Origin of the sequence: Hoylesella enoeca JCM 12259 (genome assembly GCF_000613405.1) — a bacterium.
GTDB classification, from domain to species: Bacteria; Bacteroidota; Bacteroidia; order Bacteroidales; family Bacteroidaceae; genus Prevotella; species Prevotella enoeca.
Map to the genome: position 1 here is coordinate 44,376 of NZ_BAIX01000005.1, position 21,952 is coordinate 66,327.

A 21,952-nucleotide genomic window follows, 5' to 3' on the forward strand; every position below is an offset into this window, starting at 1 on the left:
TAAGCAAATGACAACAACAGCTAAAAACATTCTCAACGTCTTGTGGTTTATCGGAGTCTATCTGCTGATTCAATTCTTCGCTACCGTCATCGTGGGCATGGCTTTTCTCTTGTCTCGCGGACTATCGATGGCCGAAGCGGTCACCACATTTCAAAACGGATTTCCGATGGATCCGACGGCAATCATTGCATTGACCGTGGTGTCGAACACTCTTGTCATTCTGCTGTTTGTCATCTGCAAATGGACACCGATATCGTTGAATTATCTAAGAAGCAAGCCTTGGGGCACGCTCATGTGGGTGATATTGCTTGGTCTGGTCACCTTTGTTCCGTCTATTTGGATGGTTGAATGGATTGATGTCGACGTTCCAAGCGACATCGATAAAATGTTGAACACCTTGTTGGGTGACGGTTTCGGCTATTTGGCCATAGGTGTTTTAGCTCCCATTGCAGAAGAAATTCTCTTCCGGGGCGCCATTCTCCGTTGCCTGTTAGCACTTTTCTCGCAACGACTCCATTGGTTGGCCATCCTGCTGTCGGCCATTATCTTTGGTTTAGCTCACGGCAATATGGCGCAAGCTCCGCATGCAATGATGCTTGGGTTGCTATTCGGCTGGATGTATTATCGCACCCGAAGCATCATTCCCAGTTTGGTCTTGCATTCGGTGAACAACTCTATTATCTGCACACTCTATGCTTTCGTCCCCGGTGTCAATGACTTGAAACTTATTGATTTATTCGGAGGCAATGCACAAACGATGTGGATCTGCATTGCACTTTCGCTGCTGCTCACCATTCCTTTGCTGCTCCAACTGGCACGAAAACTGAATCGACACCAAGCGTAAAGCTGTAAAAAAAAGGAAAGGAGTCAGGCCGAATGTATAACCATTGGCTTGACTCCTTTGACTTGTTAATGCTTGATTTACTGAGCTATTCTATCGAAATCTTACTCTACTGAGATCTGACGACCTGCACTTTGCACGACTTGTGACAGCTTAGGGAGTACCACCGTGAGCACGCCGTCGTTGACTTTGGCTGCGATTTTCTCCTTATCTACGTCGTCGGGAAGCAACAATGTCTGTTCATATTTAGAGTAACTGAACTCCCGGCGCAGGTAATGTGTCTTCTTGTTTTCCTCTTTATTCTCCTGCTTCTGCTCCATCTTGATGGTCAGATTTCCGTCATTGTTGATGTTGACAATGAAGTCTTCTTTCTTCAATCCGGGTGCGGCAAGTTCCACAACATAGTCTTTTTCGTTTTCGATGACGTTGATAGCCGGTGCCGTTGCATTGGCGCGGGGCATAAAGTCAGTGTTGAAAAAGTCGTCGAATACACTCGGTAACCATGAATTTTTGTGCATAATTGGTAACATAATCAATCCTCCTAATTATTTAGTTTATTTTTGTTTCAAATTCACAGAAGATTGTGCAACAAGCATACCAACATGTAAACGAGTGTCATTTTGTCGGCAATGTGAGACAAAATGACATCTTTTCGCTTTCTAACTAACCGTTAGTTGCGCTCCAATTAACTGTTAGTTGTATGGCGGTTAATGGTTATTTGGGCTGCGATTAACCATTGGTTAGAAAACGGACAACGAGTGATTGTTTGAGAACAACTGTGTAAATCAAGGAAAGGAAGCCGTTTGCGTGCGCAGTTGCGCGTTAAAATACGGCAAAAGGTTGCACTTTTTTGTAAATTGTATTACCTTTGCCGTAACAATCCAAAGATGCGAAACGTATGCAGAACAGATGTCATCTATCCGTGCTTATACATGAACAGGCAAAGAAATACGGCACGAAACCCGTCATCACTTTCCGTAATTTCGGTAGTCTGAAATGGAAAACCGTGACGTGGAACCAGTTCTCTCTGCGCGTGAAACAGGTGAGTAATGCGATGCTCAATCTTGGAATTAAACCGCAGGAAAACATTGCCGTGTTCTCGCAAAACTGCATCCATTATCTTTATACCGATTTCGGTGCTTATGGTGTGAGGCTGTCACGATTCCGTTTTACGCCACGAGCAGCGAGCAACAGATTCAATACGTGATCAACGATGCCGCTGTTCGCTTCCTCTTTGTGGGCGAACAAGAGCAGTATGACAAGGCTCACCGCATCTTTGCATTGTGCCCCACGCTTGAGAGAATCATCATTTTCGACGACAGTGTGCGCATCAGCACCCACGATCCCAATGCTCTTTACTTCTCGGATTTCCTCGCTTTGGGTGAGAATCTGCCGCGACAGACCGAGCTGGAGCAGCGCTGGAAGGAGGCTTCGGACGACGATCTGTGCAACATTCTTTATACGAGCGGCACAACGGGAGATAGCAAGGGCGTGATGCTCAGCTATGGGCAGTATGCCGCCGGACTTGAAGCTAATGCTCGATGTGTGCCTATTGGCGAGAAAGATCGTGTGATCAATTTCCTTCCTTTCACGCATATCTTTGAGCGGGCGTGGACTTATCTATGTTTGAGTGTGGGTGCAGAACTGATCGTCAACACCTATCCCAAAGAGATTCAGCAGTCAATGCGCGAGACACATCCCACCTGTATGTCATCTGTCCCACGGTTTTGGGAGAAGGTGTATATGGGTGTCAAGGATCGGATCGATAATGCCGGAAGTTTCCAGCGTAAGCTGTTTCTGCGGGCGTTGGCCGTGGGACGGCGGTACAACGTTGAATATCTGAGTCGTGGCAAGCGGCCCCCGCTCGCTTTGCAATTGGAATATAGGATGTATAACAAGACGGTGTTGAGTCTCGTCCGCAAGCAGTTGGGATTGGAAAACCCCAATATTTTTCCCACGGCAGGCGCCACGGTGTCGCCCGAAGTCGAGGAGTTCGTCCACGCCATCGGCATTCCGATGCTCGTTGGTTACGGTCTGACGGAGAGCTTAGCCACTGTTTCGTGCGACCATAAGAATGCGCCTTACACCATCGGATCGGTGGGAAGGCCCATTGAAGGCATTCAGATTAAGATTGGAGAAAACAACGAAATCCTGCTCAAAGGTCCCACAATCACCCGCGGTTATTACAAGCGCGAGGCGTTTAATGCCACGATTTTCGATGCCGACGGCTTCTTCCGAACCGGCGATGCGGGGTATCTGAAAAACGGAGAGCTCTATCTTACCGACCGCATCAAGGACCTTTTCAAGACCAGCAACGGCAAATACATCGCCCCGCAGATGATCGAAACGATGATGCTGGTAGATAAATACATCGATCAGGTAGCTGTAGTTGCCGACCGATATAAGTTTGTATCGGCCTTGATCGTGCCCGAATTCAGGCTGATTGAGGAGTGGGCCCGCGACCACGACATACCGTTTACCAGCAGGGAAGACCTCTGTGCCAGTAGCAAAGTGCGCGATATGCTGAAAGAACGTATCGACACGCTGCAACAACCGCTGGCCAATTACGAGAAAATAAAATACATCACGCTGCTGCCTCACCACTTCTCGCTCGAGAGCGGAGAGCTTACCAACACGCTGAAACTGCGCCGAGCTATTATATATAAGAATTATAAAGAGCTTATCGATAAGATGTATGAGGAGCAACCGGACACGCAGCGCGATATCGCCAGTAACTGATTCAAGATGATTACAGCAGAACAACTCAAAGACGTAACGGCAAGGGCCGATGCACTTAACCGTTATCTCAATATCGACCGGAAGAAAGTAGAGTTTGAAGAAGAGCAACTTCGCACGCAGGCTCCTGACTTCTGGGACGACCCCGCACGTGCACAGGAGCAGATGAAGAAGGTAAAGGGCATCGAGAAATGGCTCGACGGCTATCGCGAAGTGCGCCAATATACCGATGAGCTGCAACTGGCTTTCGACTTCTATCACGACGAAATGGTAACCGAAGAAGAGGTGGATGCCGACTATCGAAAGGCTGTTGCTGCCATCGAAAACCTTGAACTGATGAATATGCTGCGCCAAAAGGAAGACCCGATGGACTGTGTCTTGAAGATCAACAGCGGCGCCGGAGGCACGGAAAGCCAAGACTGGGCACAGATGTTGATGCGAATGTACATGCGATGGGCTGAAAGCCACGGCCATCGGGTAACGATCAGCAACCTGCAAGAGGGTGATGAGGCCGGCATCAAGAGCGTGACGATGGAGATAGAAGGCGGCGAATATGCCTACGGCTACCTCAAAAGCGAAAACGGCGTGCATCGACTCGTGCGTGTGTCGCCGTTCAACGCTCAGGGAAAGCGTATGACGAGCTTTGCAAGTGTCTTCGTTTCGCCTCTTGTCGACGATACCATCGAGGTGTATGTAGATCCCTCGAAGGTGAGCTGGGACCTCTTCCGGAGTGGCGGAGCGGGCGGACAGAACGTCAATAAAGTAGAGACCGGTGTGCGTCTGCGCTATCAATACACGGATCCCGACACGGGAGAGGAAGAGGAAATCCTTATCGAAAACACCGAGAGTCGCAAGCAATTGGAAAACCGAAACAATGCAATGCGTCTGCTCAAATCGCAACTCTACGACCGGGCAATGAAAAAACGCCTCGAAGCACAGGCCAAAATCGAGGCCGGAAAGAAGAAAATCGAGTGGGGAAGTCAGATTCGTAGCTACGTCTTCGACGACCGTCGGGTGAAAGATCATCGTACAAACTACCAGACAGCCGATGTCGACGGTGTGATGGATGGCAAAATCGACGGCTTTATCAAAGCTTATCTAATGGAGTTTCCGGTGACGGAAGAGGAGTGAAAAGAGAATACATAATCTTTTGAAACAATAAACCTAAAATAACGAAAAACTATGAGTGAAAGAAGTAAACGACACCGCGCAGCGCGCGAGGCTAAGCAAGAGCAACAGGGAAAGAAAGTCTTCGGCTGGGTTCTTGGCATATTGATAGCCCTCGCCGTCGTGTTCCTGATTTATTCGATGATGGCATAATGAGCGGCTTGGAGATTGAAAGAAAATTCTTGGTGAGGAAAGGCGACGCGTTCAAACGGGCCGCCTTTTCAAGTGTACGCATACGACAGGGCTATATTCCTGCCGACGGTGCCACCGTCAGGGTGCGTATGCGCGACGACAAAGCCTATCTTACCATCAAGAGTCGCTCTGTAAACGGCGGAATGACACGCTATGAATTTGAAAAGGAAATCACGCCCGACGAGGCCGAAAACCTGTTTAAACTCTGTAAGGGCGGTTACATTGACAAACGCCGTTATTTAGTGGAAAGCGGTCGGCATACCTTTGAAATTGATGAGTTTTACGGTCTGAACGAGGGCTTGATCATTGCAGAGGTGGAACTGAAAAGTGAAACCGAACCCTTTGAAAAACCCGATTTCATCGGCGATGAAGTCACGGGCGACAGCCGTTTCTACAACTCTCACCTCCTTGTTTACCCCTTCTCTGTCTGGGGCGACATCTTGCCAACAGACAGCCGATAAGCAGTGCCAACGTGGCTCCTATCGAGTTGGCCGCAAAATCCAGCCAATCGCCGCTGCGCCGCCCGCCCGTACAGTAAGCCTGCAACAGTTCGATAAGACCGCTCATTGCGATGAGCGCTACCCAGCTCAGCGTCAGCAATCACTTCCATTCTACCGTTCGGTGCACTCGAAGATACTCGATCCATATCACCAGACACGTTCCTAAGTACATGATCGTGTGCACCCATTTGTCCATAAACTGTACACTGTCGAGTGGGGTATGCGGCGGTGTGCAAAAGCACAACACCCAAATCAGCCCGATGCACACACAAGATAAAGGATATTTTCTTAAAAATCGTATCATTGATTATCACGTCTCGTTTTACCAAATAAATCAGAATATATACCAATATTATACCAAAAGAAAAGCACCAAATGCTTTCTACAAATGGTGCTCTATACAATGTGGGCCATCTAGGGCTTGAACCTAGGACCTCCAGATTATGAGTCTGTTGCTCTAACCAACTGAGCTAAAAGCCCAACTTATACTTTAACGAGATAAGTTTCCACGTGCAAAGATACGCCATTTCGTGCAAATATGCAAATATTTTGTACTTTTTTCCCGAGTTGTTTGTATAAGTAAGCGAGCAGGCTGGGTTTTGACCGATTTACGATTGATGCTTAATGGCGCTGTTACTCATTGTTAGTTGCGCTGCGCTGAATGCTTAGTTGCGCGTTGACTAACAGTGAGTTGCATCATGATGTTTATTTTGTTGATTTTCAGGAAGATATTGTTGAGTGAAGGACTGGTGGACTTGCATTGTCTGATAAACCGGAGAGGGCAGGAGAGGTGAGCGCGAAAGGTGAGACAACAGGTGTTGTCCGAATCGAGTGCTTATAATGGCGTTTTATGCGATTCACGACGTTTTATTTTGTAATCTGCACGAATTGAAGTATATTTGCACGTTTAAAGCATTAATCGAACGATTATAATGTCATCAATAACGATAAAAACAGTAAAGACAAAAAAGGACTTAGGCACTTTCATTGACTTTCATTACGACTTGTATAAAGGTAATCCGTATGACGCACCTAACCTTTTCAGCGAAGAGATGAACACTTTACGGCGGGACAAGAATGCGGCTTTCGATTTCTGTGAAAGCGAATATTTCCTGGCCTATAAGGGCAACCGATTGGTAGGAAGGATAGCAGCGATCATCAATCACAGGGCCAATGAGAAATGGAAACGCAATTCTGTACGGTTCGGATGGATAGATTTCATTGACGAGGAGGCGGTTTCTCGCGCCTTGCTCAAAGCCGTGGAAGACTATGGTTTGCAGCACGGGATGGATGAAATCGTGGGTCCGCTGGGCTTCACCGATATGGATCCGGAGGGTATGCTCACGTTTGGCTTCGACCAATTGGGTACGATGCCCACGATCTATAACTATGACTATTATCCCCGCCATATTGAGAATGCAGGCGGTTTCGTTGTTGATACGAATTATGTTGAAAACAAATTGTATGTTCCGAAAGAGATTCCCGAGAAGTATGCCAAGATTGCCGAAATTGTAGGTGAGCGTTACGGCTTGTGCGTAAAGAAGCTGACGAAGAAAGAAATCTTTGAAGAAGGCTATGGATTTAAGATTTTCGAGATCATTAACGAGACGTATAAAGACCTCTATGGATATTCTCAACTCTCTGAAAGACAGATTAAACAATACATCAATATGTATTTCCCGCTGGCTGATCTTAACCTCATTACATTGGTAGAAGATCGCAGTGCGGGCAATAAATTGGTAGGAGTAGGCATTTCGATACCGTCACTTACGCGTGCGTTACAGAAGTGCCGGCGCGGTAGGTTGTGGCCTTTCGGTTGGTGGCATGTGCTTCGTGCCATCAAGTTTCACAAGACTAAGGTGGTCGATTTGTTGCTCATTGGCGTGCTTCCGGAGTATCGTCCGAAGGGCGTCAATGCTTTGATTTTAGCCGATCTTATTCCTTATTACCAGGCTTATGGCTTTGAATGGGGTGAGACGCAGGTGGAAATGGAGACCAATTTCACGGTTCAGAGTCAGTGGGGAGCATTGGAACCCGTGCAGCATAAGCGCAGAGCGTGTTACAGAAAGCCGTTGAAGAAAGGTGAAATAGAATGAGGGAAGATATAGAAGAAACACTTTCGGGTTCCTCGACAGCGGCAAAAGAAACCGCTTCTTACACCGATGCCAATATCCGTCATCTGTCGGATATGGAGCACGTGCGCACTCGGCCGGGAATGTATATCGGTAGGTTGGGCGATGGTTCGATGCCCGAAGACGGTATTTATGTGCTGCTCAAGGAGGTGATCGATAACTCCATCGATGAGTTTCGGATGAATGCTGGCCGACGGATTGAGGTAGATATCGATGAGAATCTGCGTGTCAGCGTGCGCGATTACGGTCGAGGCATTCCCCAAGGACCGTTAGTCGAGGCCGTGAGTATGCTCAACACGGGTGGAAAATATGATTCCAAGGCATTTAAAAAGAGCGTAGGCTTGAACGGAGTAGGTCTCAAAGCCGTTAATGCATTGAGTTCTCACTTTGAAGTAAAGTCGTTTCGCGACGGTAAGGTGCGGGCCGTTCGCTTCGAGAAAGGTAATCTGACGGGAGATGAAACGCAGCCGACACAAGACGAAAACGGTACGTTCGTCTTCTTTGAACCGGATAATTCGCTTTTCGTTAACTATGAGTTTCACGACGATATCGTTGAAACGATGCTCCGAAACTATACCTATCTTAATGCGGGTCTCATCATTATGTATAACGGAAGGCGCATCGTGAGCCGCAACGGACTTGAAGATCTCCTCAACGATACGATGACCAACGATGGGCTTTACCCCATTATCCATCTTAAAGGTGAGAATATCGAGATCGCATTCACGCATACTAACCAATACGGAGAGGAGTATCACTCTTTCGTCAATGGTCAACATACCACGCAAGGAGGTACCCACCAAAGTGCGTTTAAGGAACACATAGCTCGTACTATTAAAGAGTTCTCGGGCAAGAATTATGAGTTTGGCGACATTCGCAACGGAATCGTAGCCGCAATAGCTGTCGATGTGGAAGAGCCTATGTTTGAAAGCCAGACCAAAATCAAGTTAGGCTCGCTCACGATGGGTCCCGGCGGCGAGAGCATTAGCAAGTATGTGGGCGATTTTATTAAGCTTAATGTCGACAATTTCCTACATATTCACCCCGAGATTGCCGAGGTAATGCTCAACAAGATCACTGAAAGTGAACGCGAACGAAAGGCTATGGCGGGTGTGACGAAGCTCGCCCGGGAGCGCGCTAAGAAAGCAAACCTACACAATAGGAAGCTCCGTGATTGCCGAATTCATTTCTCCGATGTCAAAAACGACCGCAAAGAAGAGAGCGCTATCTTTATAACCGAGGGCGATTCGGCCAGCGGAAGCATTACCAAAAGTCGTGATGTGAATACCCAAGCCGTGTTTTCATTGCGTGGAAAACCGCTTAATTCTTTTGGATTGACTAAGAAAGTGGTCTACGAAAATGAGGAATTCAATCTCCTACAAGCCGCTCTCGACATCGAAGAAGGGCTCGACTCGCTACGTTATAATAAGGTGATCGTGGCCACGGATGCCGATGTCGACGGTATGCATATCCGTCTTTTAATCATCACTTTCTTCTTACAGTTTTTCCCGGAGCTTATTAAAAAAGGACACGTTTACGTGCTTCAGACCCCACTCTTTCGTGTTCGCAATCGGCGAACGAAGGTGAAAGACAAGCAGACTGTTGCCGAAGCGGATGCCAAATTGCGGAAAGGCGAACGTCGAAGCGACTTTATTACGCTTTATTGTTACAGTGAAGAGGAGCGCCGGAAGGCCGTAAGCAGTCTCGGACCCGACCCTGAAATCACGCGATTTAAAGGTCTCGGAGAGATCAGTCCTGATGAGTTTGCCCACTTTATAGGCTCGGATATGCGCTTGGAGCAGGTCACGCTGCATAAGACCGACCAGGTTCAGAAACTCTTAGAGTACTATATGGGTAAGAATACAATGGAAAGACAGAACTTCATTATCGATAATTTAGTGGTGGAAGGCGACCTCACCGACAAATAAACAATATGAAAAAACAACACATTCTTACGCTGTTCTTCGCCTTTGCGGTTGTTTCCGTTTCGGCACAACAGTATCAAAGACAAAGCGACGAGACGCCGCTGATCAAGCTGCAAATAGCTGAAGCGATGATCAAAAACAACTATGTAGACTCTGTTAATGAGTCGAAGCTCGTGGAAGACGGCATTCGCGGAATGCTCGAAAAGCTCGATCCGCATTCCACTTACACTACTGCTAAGGAAACAAAAGCCCTTACCGAGCCTCTCGAAGGCTCTTTCGAAGGCATCGGCGTGCAGTTTAATATCGTTCAAGACACGTTGCTCGTGATACAAACCATTACGAACGGACCTTCGGAAAAGGTCGGAATATTGCCCGGCGACCGTATTGTGTCGGTTAACGACACTGCAATCGCAGGCGTAAAGATGGACCGTAATGAGGTTGTACGCCGTCTTCGAGGACCGAAAGGCACGCAAGTCAGGCTCGGAATTGTGCGTCGCGGTATTCCCGGAAAGCTCGTTTTCATTGTCACTCGCGACAAAATACCCGTCAAAACCATTGATGCTGTCTATATGATCAGGCCTAATGTAGGTATATTCGTATCGGAAGCTTTGGTGCTACCACGTATCAAGAGTTTATGGAAGGTGTCGCTCGCTTAAAGAAGCAGGGTATGCAAGACCTCGTTCTCGACTTACAGGACAACGGCGGAGGCTATTTGATGGCTGCAGTAGGTGTTGCCAACGAGTTTTTGAAGCGCAACGATCTTGTGGTTTACACGCAAGGTAGAGCTTCGAAGCGTGATGAATTCCGTGCCAACGGCAACGGGCGGCTTCTCGATGGCAAAGTAGTAGTCCTTGTAAATGAGTTCTCCGCTTCGGCCGCAGAGATTGTAACGGGTGCCATTCAAGACCAAGATCGCGGCTCGGTTGTGGGGCGTCGCACTTTTGGTAAGGGCCTCGTGCAGCGTCCGATACCGTTCCGCGACGGTTCGATGATACGTCTTACCATTGCGCATTACTACACACCGTCGGGTCGCTGCATTCAGAAGCCTTATCAAAAAGGGGATATTGAAAGCTACGAACGTGAACTCGACAACCGCTATAAACGCGGAGAACTGTACAGTGCAGATAGCATTCACTTTGCCGATTCACTCAAATACCAAACTCTCCGACAGCATCGCACGGTCTATGGAGCGGTGGAATAATGCCTGATTACTTCGTTCCGCTCGACACGTTGCAGTTTACACGGTTTCATCGGATGCTCAATGCTAAGAGCATCATCATTAATGCCAATCTCCGTTACGTTGATAACAATCGTAAAACGTTGAAGAGTCGCTACAAGACTTTCGATGATTTCAATACCCGTTTCACTGTTCCACAGTCGCAGATTGATGCTATTCTGAAAGAGGGTGAGGCTCAACAGATCAAGCCGAAGGACCAAGCAGAACTCAAACGCACGCTTCCCTTGCTCCGAATACAGCTCAAAGCCCTCGTCGCTCGTGATCTTTGGGATATGGATGAATACTTCCAGATTATGAACGAGACAAATCACGTAGTGCGAAAGGCGCTCGAAGTATTGTCGCATTAATGCGTATAACGCTCTCTTCTGAAGCTATTCGCACCTTGGGCGGCGGTAAAGCGCTGACCGATTACATTGCATCGATCCCCCGAATCTTCGATTCCGAGGGCGAAATGGTCTATGATTCGCGCAACCGAATCAAAGTGTTCAATGCTCCGAACGGCGTTCTTCTGAATGTGAAACGTTATCACGTGCCCACCCATCTCAACCGACTGATCTATTCGTGGGGTATCCGTAAGCCAAAGGGAAAACGTGCTTTCGAGTATGCTGCAATGCTTTTGGCGGCGGGAATAGATACCCCCGCAGGTCTCGCTTATTTCGAGGAACGGAATGCTTGGGGGCTTTTGGGCTATTCGTATCTTGTTACTCCTCATCTCACGGGGCGTCGAATGCTTTACGAAATGGTTGAAACCGGTGAGCACGATTATGCTGGAATTGCTGCGGGTTTGGCCGATTTTACCGCCCGAATGCACGAAGCGGGCTTCCTGCATTTGGATTATTCGCCCGGAAATATCCTTTGGAGCCCCACTGTCGAAGGCTATTCTTTCTCGGTGATAGATATCAACCGAATGCGAATCGGCCCCGTTTCTATGCACGACGGATTGCGAAATCTACGCCGGCTATGGGGTCCCAAGCACTTCTTTACGGCTATTGTGCACCGTTATGCAGTGCTTCGCGGCTTCGATCCGGCGGTTTCCAAACAGTTTGCTTTAGCCCAACGGGCCCGCTTTTGGAAGCGATACGGCCGCCGACACGACATCTCTTTTCAATTGGATTTATAACGAAATGGGCAAGAATCAATACGAAATACCGCAGAACGAGCCCTGTTCCTGCATACCAAAAGATGCAGACCGATTGCGCATTGGCTATGATGCGAAACGCATTGTGGCCAATGGAACAGGCTTGGGAAACTACGGTCGTACGTTGATCAACTCGCTTTCGGCCGTCCGTTCCGACCTCGATCTCTTGCTCTATGCCCCCGACGGCGGTCGCGATAGCCTGCGTTCGCAGGTCGCTTTACGTGAAAATGTGCATTTGATTTATCCCCGTGGCCCGCAGTTTCGTCTCTACAAGGATTATTGGCGAACGCGAGGCATTATCCAAGATTTAGTCAAAGACAACGTGAATATCTATCACGGACTCTCCGGCGAACTGCCCGTCGGCATCCGAAAGACGCCGATTCATTCCGTCGTTACCGTTCACGATCTTATCTTTATGCGTCATCCGGAGTATTACCATTGGTGGGACGCGCAGATCTATGCACTGAAATTCCGGCTCACTTGCCGTGAAGCGGAGCGGATTATTGCTATTAGTGAGTGCACCAAACGTGATGTGATGCACTATGGAGGTGTTTCCGAAGACCGTATCGATATCGTTTATCAAAGTTGTGACACACTTTTCACGCAGCGGTTGACTGATGATGCGTGCGCCGAAGCAGCCCGCCGGTTACATCTTCCGCAGCGTTACATCCTCAATGTCGGTACCATCGAGGCACGTAAAAACGTACTTTTGGCTGTCAAAGCATTGTCACAGCTTCCCCGCGAGGTGCATCTTGTTGTTGTAGGACGACCTACTGACTATGCCGAACGCATCCTTCGCTATGCCCGCGAGCACGATCTTGCGGCGCGTATCCACTTCCTTCGCGGTATTTCCAACGACGATTTGTTGGCCGTTTATCAGCAAGCCGAATGTTTTGTTTATCCCTCCCGCTACGAGGGGTTCGGCATTCCGGTCATCGAAGCCATACAGAGTAGCCTGCCTGTGGTTGCCTGCACGGGTTCGTGTCTTGAAGAAGCGGGTGGCCCTTCGAGCTTATACGTAGCTCCAGATGATGTTCGTGGAATGGCTGAAGCCCTGCAACAGTCGCTCATCGGGGCATCCGGTCGTTCGCAACGCATAGCTGACTCTCGTGCCTATATCCGTCGTTTTGAGAATGGGGATATAGCTCAGCAGATGCTCGAAGTGTATAAGCGGTTGTAACATCACCGTTCATCTCAATAAAACTCACCATTAATCATCGTGCAATCAATGCTTAATTGCACGATGATTAATGGTGAGTTGGAATGCAACTAACGGTTAAAACGGTCCACTCTCTATCCGAATTTAGTTTCAAATTTTGTCCATTCCCGATATTTGCCGTATCTTTGTGCGACTTAACAACAGCTACATTAAAAGATTATGGCATATCTATTCACATCCGAATCAGTTTCGGAAGGACATCCCGATAAGGTGTCCGATCAAATATCCGACGCACTATTGGATCAGTTTTTGGCCTATGACGACCAGGCACGGTGCGCTATCGAAACATTCGTCACCACCGGACAGGTGGTCATTATGGGCGAAGTGCGCTCTCAGGCTTATATTGATTTGCAGACCATCGCACGCGAAACGATCAAGAAAATCGGCTACACCAAGTCGGAATATCAGTTTGACGGTGATTCGTGCGGCGTGCTGACGGCCATCCACGAACAGAGTGACGATATCAATCGGGGCGTAGACAACGGTACGACCGACGATCAAGGAGCCGGTGATCAGGGTATGATGTTCGGCTATGCGACCCATGAAACGGAGAATTTCATACCTGTTTCGCTGGATCTGTCGCACTTGATCATGCGCACATTGGCCGACATTCGCAAGGAGGGAAAGCAAATGACGTATCTCCGTCCGGATGCAAAGAGTCAGGTAACGGTGGAATATAGCGACGACAATATACCTCAACGGATCGACACCATTGTAGTAAGCACGCAGCACGATGAGTTTGACAGCGACGACGCACGTATGCTTTCAAAGATCAAGGAGGATGTGATCAACATCTTGATACCACGCGTCAAGGCGCAATGCGGCGACAAAGTGTTGGCTCTTTTCAATGAAAATATCAAATATTTGGTCAATCCCACAGGTAAGTTTGTGATCGGCGGACCGCACGGAGACACCGGTCTGACAGGACGGAAAATCATCGTCGACACTTACGGTGGTAAGGGAGCGCACGGCGGCGGTGCGTTTTCTGGCAAAGATTCGAGCAAAGTTGACCGTTCGGCAGCTTATGCGGCACGTTACATTGCGAAGAATATGGTGGCCGCAGGAGTGGCCGACGAGATGCTTGTTCAGCTGAGTTATGCCATCGGTGTGGCACGTCCGGTGAGTATATATGTGAATACTTACGGTCGGAGCAACGTCCGGTTGAGTGACGGCGAAATAGCACAGCGCATCGAAAAACTGTTTGATCTGCGACCGAAAGCCATTGAACGCAAATTCAACTTGCGGCAACCGATCTATTTCGAAACTGCTGCTTATGGGCACATGGGCCGTAAAAACGAGGTTGTGGAGAAAACATTCACGAGTCGGTATCATGAGAAAAAGACCATGAAAGTGGAACTCTTCACCTGGGAGAAACTCGACAGCGTGGAGCAGATCAGACGCGAATTCGGATTGTAAAATGATCGATTGACGGATGATTCAAGACGACTCGTTATCCACGATGCCTGCAACAGTGCGGCATTCAGGGCTGCTTACGCCTCAACAAGTGTTGAGAATGCTGCCCCGGGATGCCACACCCGCGCAGCAGGATTCGGCCATTCAAAAGCACATCAAGGCTTCTCCGATCCATTGGAGTAGTTGTCCCGACACGTTGCATTTACCCGGACAACCTGTTGGTAAGAGCTTTCGTCATGTCGATTTACCTCAATATTATAAGGAATCATTCTTTTCCGGCGATTCGCTTTTTCATCCCGAATTGCCCGGCGGACGTCAAGGCGTGGAAGGAGATCCCATTCCTTACACGCTTGCCGGCGACGATTTGCTCACGTCTTTGATCTTGGGATGTTTCATGTTGACGATGATAGCCTTGACCCATTCACGCAGATTCATCGTCAGACAAGTCAAAAACTTCTTCTATGTACCGAACGAACACACCACGGTTGTCAGTGAAACGACGAGTGAACTGCGGTTTCAAATACTCTTGGTTTTGCAAACCTGCCTGCTGTTTTCGCTCCTTTACTTCTTTTATATACGCGCGCATGTAGCCTCGACATTCACTGTCGAACCCTATCAAGTCATCGGAATCTATGGCGGAATCATCGCCGTCTATTTCTTGATAAAGGTGATCGCCTACGGAATAACCAACTGGGTGTTTTTTGACCGACGCTCAAACGGTTGGTGGATGAAAGCCTTTCTTTTTCTCACTTCTACCGAGGGTGTGCTCCTTTATCCAGGAGTTGTGTTGCAGGTCTACTTCAGCACGTCGTTAGACAGCGTTGTGGCCTACGCCATCGGCATCATACTTCTGTTTAAACTACTCTCTTTTTACAAATCCTATATCATCTTTTTCAGACGGAAGGGCCGTTTTCTGCAAATATTTTTGTACTTTTGTGCGCTCGAAATGCTGCCATTGTTCTCTCTGTGGAGCGTTTTAACGACAGCTACGAGTTATTTGAAGATAAACATTTAGGCCATTAAAATGATAAAGAAGATCTTGGTTTCACAGCCTAAACCGACGAGTGAAAAGTCTCCATACTTTGATATTGAAAGAGAGTTTGGTGTGGATTTTGTGTTCCGCCCATTTATAAAGGTCGAGGGATTAACGGCGAAAGAGTTCCGACAACAGAAGATTAACCTGCTCGATCACACCGCAGTGGTATTCACTTCACGACATGCCATCGACCATTATTTCACACTCGCCAAAGAACTTAGGGTGACAATTCCCGAGGAAATGAAGTATTTCTGTGTCACGGAAACAGTGGCTCTCTATATACAAAAGTATATTCAGTATCGCAAACGCAAGGTTTTCTTCGGGTCGACAGGTAAGATTGACGATCTCGTTCCTATGATGGCGAAGCACAAAACAGAGAAATATCTTGTGCCGTTGAGCGATGTTCACAACGATGATGTAAAGAACTTGCTCGACCAAAAGAAGCTGAAACATACCGAGTGCGTAATGTATCGCACCGTGAGCAATGACTTTACGGAGGACGAGATTAAGCATTTCGATTATGATATGTTGATCTTTTTCAGTCCCACCGGCGTAAAAGCACTCACCAAGAACTTCCCTTCATTCGAACAGGGAGACCTGAAAATCGCTACATTTGGCCCCGCAACGGCTAAAACTGTAGCTGATGAAGGATTGCGACTCGATCTTGAAGCGCCCACCAAAGAGCATCCGTCGATGACTGGCGCACTAAAAGCTTATCTCAAAAAGATCAAAAAATAAAGGACGGGAACAATGTCCGGAGCGTTCGGTTTGGCAAAAACGGAGCGGATATGCAGCAAGAAACTCATAGAGACTCTGTTCAACAGCGGTGCAGGAAAGTCGTTATCGGCATTTCCGTTGAGGCTTGTTTATATGCTGATAGAGCGTGATACGAGTGTCGGGTTGATGCCTCCCGTACAGGCACAGATGATGGTTAGTGTGCCGAAAAGGTATTTTAAGCGTGCCGTGAAGCGCAATCGTGTGAAACGACAAGTGCGTGAAGCCTATCGGAAAAATAAACAATTGGTGCTCTCGCGGCTGTTGGATACACCCGACAAAGCTGTTGCAATGGCGTTTATTTGGATGGATGGAAAGCTGCAAGATAGTGCTTTCGTAGAGCAACGGATGATCAATCTCTTGACACGTCTTGGTGAACGGCTATGCGAGTGATACTTACCCTGTGGCGTGGAATATTGTGGGTGCTGACCCGGTTGCTGCTTGTTCCCATTCTGTTTTACCGGCAGTTTATTTCTCCTTTCACACCACCCTCGTGTCGATTTACGCCTACTTGCTCTGAATATGCGCGCCAAGCGCTGATCAAATACGGTCCCATCAAAGGCCTTGCACTTGCCGTTTGGCGAATATTACGGTGTAATCCGTGGGGCGGAAGCGGGTATGATCCGGTGCCATAAAATATTAATGTCCCCTCCTTTCAGCCTTTTGAAAATGGGGAGAAACATAAATATACAATGATGAAAAACTTTGTTGAAGAACTGAAATGGCGTGGTATGCTGGCGCAAATAATGCCGGGTACCGAAGAACTCCTGCAAAAGGAGATGGTAACTGCATATTTAGGAACTGACCCGACAGCTGATTCGCTGCACATCGGACACCTTTGCGGCATTATGATGCTGCGTCACTTGCAGCGCTGCGGACACAAACCTATCGTCCTGGTAGGTGGTGCCACGGGGATGATTGGCGACCCTTCGGGCAAGAGTCAGGAGCGGAACCTTTTGGATTCGGATACGCTTTATCATAACCAAGAGTGCATTAAGGCGCAGGTTGCCAAGTTTCTCGACTTTGAAGGAACCGCTCCCAATGCCGCCGAAATGGTCAATAACTACGACTGGATGAAAGATTTCACTTTCTTGGATTTCGCTCGTGAGGTGGGAAAACACATCACCGTAAACTATATGATGGCTAAAGATAGTGTGCAAAAGCGGCTCAACGGCGAAGCTCGAGACGGTCTTTCGTTCACTGAATTCACTTATCAGCTCTTGCAGGGATACGATTTTCTGCATCTATATAAGACCAAAGGGTGCAAGCTTCAACTTGGAGGTAATGACCAATGGGGTAATATGACCACTGGATCCGAGCTCATTCGACGTACTCTGGGCGGTGAAACTGAGGCCTTTGCATTGACTTGTCCGCTTATCACTAAGGCCGATGGAAAGAAGTTTGGAAAGACAGAGAGCGGCAATATCTGGCTTGATTCCAAACGCACAACGCCTTATGCGTTTTATCAATTCTGGTTAAACGTGAGCGATGAAGATGCCGAACGCTATATCAAAATATTCACAAGTCTGGATAAAGAGACTGTCGACGCTCTCGTAGAAGAACACAAACAAGATCCCGGTCGCCGTATCTTACAGCGCAGATTGGCCGAAGAAGTCACACTGATGGTACATTCTCGTGAAGCGTTGGATACCGCCATAGAAGCCTCGAATATTCTTTTCGGCAAAGCAACGAAAGAGAGTTTGCTGCGATTGGACGAACAAACGCTGCTCGATGTGTTTGAAGGTGTGCCCCATTTCACGTTAGCCAAGACCGACCTGGGCTTACCGGCTGTCGAACTCCTTACCCGCGACGATGTAAAAGTTTTCTCGAGCAAGGGCGAAATGCGTAAAATGGTACAGGGCGGAGGCGTTTCTCTCAACAAGGAAAGGCTGGAATCGTTCGACCGTCTCATCACTTCCGACGATTTGATCGATGGTAAATACCTGCTCGTTCAGCGCGGAAAGAAGAACTATAATCTGTTGATAGTAAACAAGTAAACGGATAAACAAGTGGGCGAGTGATAACAGTCGCAATTGCCAGTGGCTCTTCTTGCCCACTTGTTTACTCGTTTTTTTCATTCTGTACTTTCCAAATCGAAGTGCCACAAGCGGTTCATTTATTGGTCGATTGCGAGTTAAGTGATAAATATTATTCACGCTTTTCTTTGGTGTTTAAAAATATTTACTTACCTTTGCCACCGTTAATTCAGAATTGACGATTCAGATATGACAATAAAAGCAAATATAAACAGCAGTAGCGCGATGCAAAAGAGCTTCGTTTCTCTTGCATCTTTTAACGCTTTATATTTGCATATCTCGGAAAAAGTCTTAACACACACACACACACACACATCGCACCTGGCGTAGCGTCATTTTAAGTCTTCGCTTACGCGCGCGCGTAAGGAGGCGGCTAAACATCTATAAACAAAGGGCTTCTCTGAGTTCCCTTTGTTCTTCTTTTTATGCCTTTTTTCCAACCGGACAAAAAGCAAAAAATAAGACAAATTATTCATCAAAACAGAAAAATTATGAAGAAGAATCAGCTAAAAAGTGAACGCTACTTTACACCTCAGTGCGAAGTAATTGTGTTAGCCAACGAGCAGGCCCTACTGGCCGGCAGTCCGCGTGTACGTCCCGGCGGTGGAGGATCGGGCAATGTAACGATTAACCCTTTGGATCCAGACGATGGCGGTGATGACGACGACATCGAAGCACCGTAAAGGATGAAAACAAAGTCAGGCGAAAGCAATTGAGAAAAAAACTTAGATGCAAGTCAATGGAAAATTAAAACAATAATGTATGAAAAAGAAATCGTATTTATTCAATAACACACTTGCCGCCGCGCTGTTCGTAGCCGTGGCGCTAACCGTGGATTCGTGTGCCGACAACGACCTTGACAATCGCAACGGCGAAGGCAACAAAAGCGCCGCCGTGAGCTTTGACGTCAAAGACGTACAAGAGGCCGTGCTAGCTGACCAAGCCTCGAATGCAACTGGAAGTCGCGCTGGTGAAGCCGCCTCTTTTAATAACCAGTTGTGCGAACTCGGTCTGACGCAGGCCGACTTTGAACCACAGATACTCGAAGCCCAAACGCCCGCCGGTATGGAGGCCTGCCTAGTAGAAACCACGATTCCGGGCATCAACCCCGTGCAACACGATCCGCAGACCCGTGCTACGGTTACGAAAACGCTTGCGGCCGATTTCAGCACACTGGCTACCGTGCAACCTCGCCGACAGCTGTATCGTCGACACCCGACTGGTTCTACAACGCCCGCACAAAGAGCAACGGCGAGCTGTATGACAAACTCTATTGGAACTGGGACAGCAACCACTTCGGTCGCTTCTACGCTGTTTTTCCAGAAGTGAAAACCGCGTATAGCAAGATCAAACTCTCGCCAAACACACACGGCGGCAATCCCTACGTCGAATTCGAAGCCGACCCTGATGTAGCCAACCAAAAAGATCTAATGACGGCTTGCTCGGGCGTGGTAGAGTACCAAACGCGGGGCGTGGCACCGAATACCAGCCTGGCCTTCCGCCATGCCTTGACTGCGGTACATTTCACCGTAGGTCAAAACCTCTGGGCTGGCCAAATTACGAAGATCAAAATCAGCGGTGCTATCAGTAAAGGAACATACACGTTGAACAGTGATCCAACTCAACCCGGCACCTGGGCTCCGGGTAGCACCACTGGCACGTTTACGCTCGACGGCATTAACATCAATACCGCTACCAATCCCGGTTCGTAATTACCGACGACAATGGCAACTACACGTTCTTTATGATTCCGCAGCAAGTGACCGGCAAGAACATCTATGTCGATATCTACTTTCAAGATGGCAAGACGATCCACGTGTTGCTGAAAGGCGCCTGGAAGGCCGGCACTACGAAGACCTACACCTTGAGCAACAAACAGAGTAACTGGGATTACAAAATCGAGGCCACCGATCCAGCTGCCATTGCCTACGATCAGTCTCAGAGTACTGCCTACACCATTCGTAGTTATCGCCAAGCTGGCAGTGTGCAGATCCCCGTTGCATGGAAAGTAATAGGCTATGATAATAACGGCGACGGCGTTTTCAACATGAGTGAAAAACCTACATGGCTAACCTCATTAAGCCTGACCGAAGGCCATGGAGGTACGGCAGCCGAAACAGGTACGGCAACGGTATCGACGGCACAACTGATCGATAAACTTAAGATTCGGCAAAATACGCTGAAAGCAGCCTCACCTAAAGGTAGCGCCGCAACGCCTTATAATCTGTCGAATGCAAATGGCGGAGCAACAGTGGAGAATACAGCAAATAGCTATGTGATTTCTGCGCCAGGTTACTACCGTATTCCACTGGTGTATGGCAATGCAATCAAAGGAGGTGCAACCAATAGTAGTGCTTACCAAACGACACAAACTGGTAGCCGTATCTTACAACATTTCAAAGACCATGCGGATCAGAATATCACGAATCCTTGGATTACACAAACGAATGGTGGTGCCAATGTGCCTAACGGGGCAAAGATCGTGTGGGCTGACGAGAGTGGAATGGTAACGAATCTATCCATAGTAGGTAGTGGAACGAACGCTTTCCTACAATTCGAGGTTCCCGCTTCGGCAATTAAAACAGGAAATGTAGTGATAGCTGCAACCAAAAATGGAACTGTAGTTTGGAGTTGGCATCTCTGGTTCACTGAAGCAGATGTGCTTAACACTATTGCTTGTACCAACTTCCAAAATGTTGTTTATAATTTCACCAAAGAAGCACTCGGTTGGAAATACACAACTTGGAAAGTTACAACTTACGATCAACCGCGCAGCGTGAAAGTAAAGGTAGAGCAAACACAGGCCAATAATGGAACGAAACAGGAGGCCGTCATAACCATTACACAGAACCCGGGTGCTGTCAGGGAAGGATATACCACGCTCTATCAATGGGGCCGTAAAGACGCTCTGGCAGGAACAGATGACATTAAGGAGGGGAGCTATTCTTTTGACCCGATTACGGGAATGAGCGGTCGCTCCTTAGGATATGCTATTCAACATCCCGAAAACATGTTTAACTTATGTAGAATTGGTAGTTATATTGATGGTTATTATAACTGGTGTGTCCCCAACTACGATAATCTCTGGTCGGCAAACAATACAGTCCGAGGAACAGTCGATGCTCCCGTGGTCAAGACCATCTATGATCCTTGCCCCGTAGGCTTCCATACACCCGCGTCGAATGCCTTTACTGGTTTCTCCAAAACGGGTGTCCAAACAGCAATTCAGTCAGAGATCAATGCCGCAGGTAGCTGGAATTTCGGTTATGACTTTTACAACAAGCTAACTTCTCCCGATGCTACTATTTACTTTCCAGCTTCGGGAAATCGGAATCCATCCTACAATGGCGACAGAACCGCAGTAAATACCTGCGCCTATTCCTGGACGGCTGTTCCATATGATTCGAACAACGGTTATACCTTTTCAAGCTGGACAACCACGAATCTAAATCCGGCATATATTTATTGGCGTTCGTTAGCTTGCCCGATCCGCCCTGCAGCAGAATAAGTAAGCGCAGTCCGTGCAACAGGTTGAACGGGCTAGCGAGCGCCGCGGGATAAAAGCAAACAGCTTGCACGAGGCAGCGGATGCAGCAGAATAAAAAC

The 21,952-nt window shown here is 48.0% G+C and carries 20 protein-coding genes, 1 tRNA gene and 2 pseudogenes; 20 read left to right on the top strand and 3 right to left on the bottom strand.

Annotated features, from left to right (window positions below; genetic code table 11):
- Window positions 1-7 precede the first annotated feature (7 nt).
- Window positions 8-844, top strand: a complete 837-nt coding sequence (locus tag JCM12259_RS02945) for a CPBP family intramembrane glutamic endopeptidase (RefSeq protein WP_025065351.1) — start codon at window positions 8-10, stop codon at window positions 842-844.
- Window positions 845-945: 101 nt separating this feature from the next.
- Here JCM12259_RS02945 and JCM12259_RS02950 read toward each other — a convergent pair whose 3' ends face one another.
- A complete protein-coding gene (locus tag JCM12259_RS02950; protein ID WP_025065352.1) occupies window positions 946-1,359 on the bottom strand; it encodes an Hsp20/alpha crystallin family protein in 414 nt (137 codons plus the stop codon).
- A 380-nt stretch (window positions 1,360-1,739) separates the two neighbouring features.
- On the opposite strand from JCM12259_RS02950, the pseudogene JCM12259_RS13530 reads away from it, so the two are divergent.
- The 4 genes and pseudogenes from JCM12259_RS13530 (at window position 1,740) to JCM12259_RS02970 (ending at window position 5,397) form a co-directional block, all read left to right on the top strand.
- A pseudogene (locus JCM12259_RS13530) lies at window positions 1,740-3,580 on the top strand (AMP-dependent synthetase/ligase).
- Window positions 3,581-3,586: 6 nt separating this feature from the next.
- Window positions 3,587-4,708 carry a peptide chain release factor 2 gene (prfB, locus tag JCM12259_RS02960; RefSeq protein WP_025065353.1) on the top strand — a complete coding sequence of 374 codons (1,122 nt, stop codon included), beginning with the start codon at window positions 3,587-3,589 and terminating at the stop codon, window positions 4,706-4,708.
- 51 nt (window positions 4,709-4,759) lie between these two features.
- Window positions 4,760-4,897, top strand: a complete 138-nt coding sequence (locus JCM12259_RS16890; RefSeq protein ID WP_021584048.1) for a hypothetical protein — start codon at window positions 4,760-4,762, stop codon at window positions 4,895-4,897.
- A complete protein-coding gene (locus JCM12259_RS02970; RefSeq protein ID WP_025065354.1) occupies window positions 4,897-5,397 on the top strand; it encodes a CYTH domain-containing protein in 501 nt (166 codons plus the stop codon). The genes JCM12259_RS16890 and JCM12259_RS02970 overlap by 1 nt, the downstream gene beginning before the upstream one ends.
- Window positions 5,398-5,536: 139 nt before the next feature.
- Here the strand turns inward: JCM12259_RS02970 and JCM12259_RS17720 are convergent, their stop codons facing one another.
- Window positions 5,537-5,740, bottom strand: a complete 204-nt coding sequence (locus JCM12259_RS17720; protein ID WP_374188298.1) for a hypothetical protein — start codon at window positions 5,738-5,740, stop codon at window positions 5,537-5,539.
- A 102-nt stretch (window positions 5,741-5,842) separates the two neighbouring features.
- Window positions 5,843-5,916: transfer RNA gene (locus tag JCM12259_RS02975), tRNA-Ile, on the bottom strand.
- 452 nt (window positions 5,917-6,368) lie between these two features.
- Here JCM12259_RS02975 and JCM12259_RS02980 point away from each other — a divergent pair.
- The 15 genes and pseudogenes from JCM12259_RS02980 (at window position 6,369) to JCM12259_RS16455 (ending at window position 21,854) form a co-directional block, all read left to right on the top strand.
- A complete protein-coding gene (locus JCM12259_RS02980) occupies window positions 6,369-7,532 on the top strand; it encodes a hypothetical protein (RefSeq protein ID WP_025065355.1) in 1,164 nt (387 codons plus the stop codon).
- Window positions 7,529-9,496, top strand: coding sequence for a DNA topoisomerase IV subunit B (locus JCM12259_RS02985; protein WP_025065356.1), 1,968 nt, complete (start codon window positions 7,529-7,531; stop codon window positions 9,494-9,496). The genes JCM12259_RS02980 and JCM12259_RS02985 overlap by 4 nt, the downstream gene beginning before the upstream one ends.
- A 5-nt stretch (window positions 9,497-9,501) precedes the next feature.
- Window positions 9,502-11,077 (top strand): annotated as a pseudogene (locus JCM12259_RS13535) (S41 family peptidase).
- The gene (locus JCM12259_RS02995; RefSeq protein ID WP_025065357.1) at window positions 11,077-11,850 is read left to right on the top strand and encodes a lipopolysaccharide kinase InaA family protein; all 774 of its coding nucleotides are present in this window, start codon (window positions 11,077-11,079) and stop codon (window positions 11,848-11,850) included. Before JCM12259_RS13535 ends, JCM12259_RS02995 begins: the two are co-directional and overlap by 1 nt.
- Window positions 11,851-11,854: 4 nt before the next feature.
- Window positions 11,855-13,048, top strand: a complete 1,194-nt coding sequence (locus JCM12259_RS03000; RefSeq protein WP_025065358.1) for a glycosyltransferase family 4 protein — start codon at window positions 11,855-11,857, stop codon at window positions 13,046-13,048.
- A 198-nt stretch (window positions 13,049-13,246) separates the two neighbouring features.
- Window positions 13,247-14,503, top strand: a complete 1,257-nt coding sequence (gene metK, locus JCM12259_RS03005; RefSeq protein WP_025065359.1) for a methionine adenosyltransferase — start codon at window positions 13,247-13,249, stop codon at window positions 14,501-14,503.
- A gap of 16 nt (window positions 14,504-14,519) precedes the next feature.
- A complete protein-coding gene (locus JCM12259_RS03010) occupies window positions 14,520-15,515 on the top strand; it encodes a DUF4271 domain-containing protein (protein WP_025065360.1) in 996 nt (331 codons plus the stop codon).
- A 9-nt stretch (window positions 15,516-15,524) separates the two neighbouring features.
- Window positions 15,525-16,274: a uroporphyrinogen-III synthase gene (locus tag JCM12259_RS03015; RefSeq protein ID WP_025065361.1), complete on the top strand. Its 750-nt coding sequence runs from the start codon at window positions 15,525-15,527 to the stop codon at window positions 16,272-16,274.
- A gap of 12 nt (window positions 16,275-16,286) precedes the next feature.
- A complete protein-coding gene (locus tag JCM12259_RS03020; RefSeq protein WP_025065362.1) occupies window positions 16,287-16,703 on the top strand; it encodes a ribonuclease P protein component in 417 nt (138 codons plus the stop codon).
- Complete coding sequence (gene yidD, locus JCM12259_RS16045) at window positions 16,694-16,945, top strand: membrane protein insertion efficiency factor YidD (RefSeq protein WP_081784148.1); 252 nt, start codon at window positions 16,694-16,696, stop codon at window positions 16,943-16,945. Before JCM12259_RS03020 ends, yidD begins: the two co-directional genes overlap by 10 nt.
- Before the next feature lie 60 nt (window positions 16,946-17,005).
- Window positions 17,006-18,307, top strand: coding sequence for a tyrosine--tRNA ligase (gene tyrS, locus JCM12259_RS03025; protein ID WP_025065363.1), 1,302 nt, complete (start codon window positions 17,006-17,008; stop codon window positions 18,305-18,307).
- A 530-nt stretch (window positions 18,308-18,837) separates the two neighbouring features.
- Window positions 18,838-19,029 carry a hypothetical protein gene (locus tag JCM12259_RS03030; protein WP_025065364.1) on the top strand — a complete coding sequence of 64 codons (192 nt, stop codon included), beginning with the start codon at window positions 18,838-18,840 and terminating at the stop codon, window positions 19,027-19,029.
- Window positions 19,030-19,108: 79 nt separating this feature from the next.
- Window positions 19,109-19,675, top strand: a complete 567-nt coding sequence (locus JCM12259_RS17145) for a hypothetical protein (RefSeq protein WP_051559124.1) — start codon at window positions 19,109-19,111, stop codon at window positions 19,673-19,675.
- Window positions 19,603-20,058, top strand: coding sequence for a fimbrillin family protein (locus tag JCM12259_RS16450; protein WP_234396536.1), 456 nt, complete (start codon window positions 19,603-19,605; stop codon window positions 20,056-20,058). Before JCM12259_RS17145 ends, JCM12259_RS16450 begins: the two co-directional genes overlap by 73 nt.
- A 32-nt stretch (window positions 20,059-20,090) precedes the next feature.
- The gene (locus JCM12259_RS16455; RefSeq protein ID WP_051559130.1) at window positions 20,091-21,854 is read left to right on the top strand and encodes a hypothetical protein; all 1,764 of its coding nucleotides are present in this window, start codon (window positions 20,091-20,093) and stop codon (window positions 21,852-21,854) included.
- Window positions 21,855-21,952: the final 98 nt, after the last annotated feature.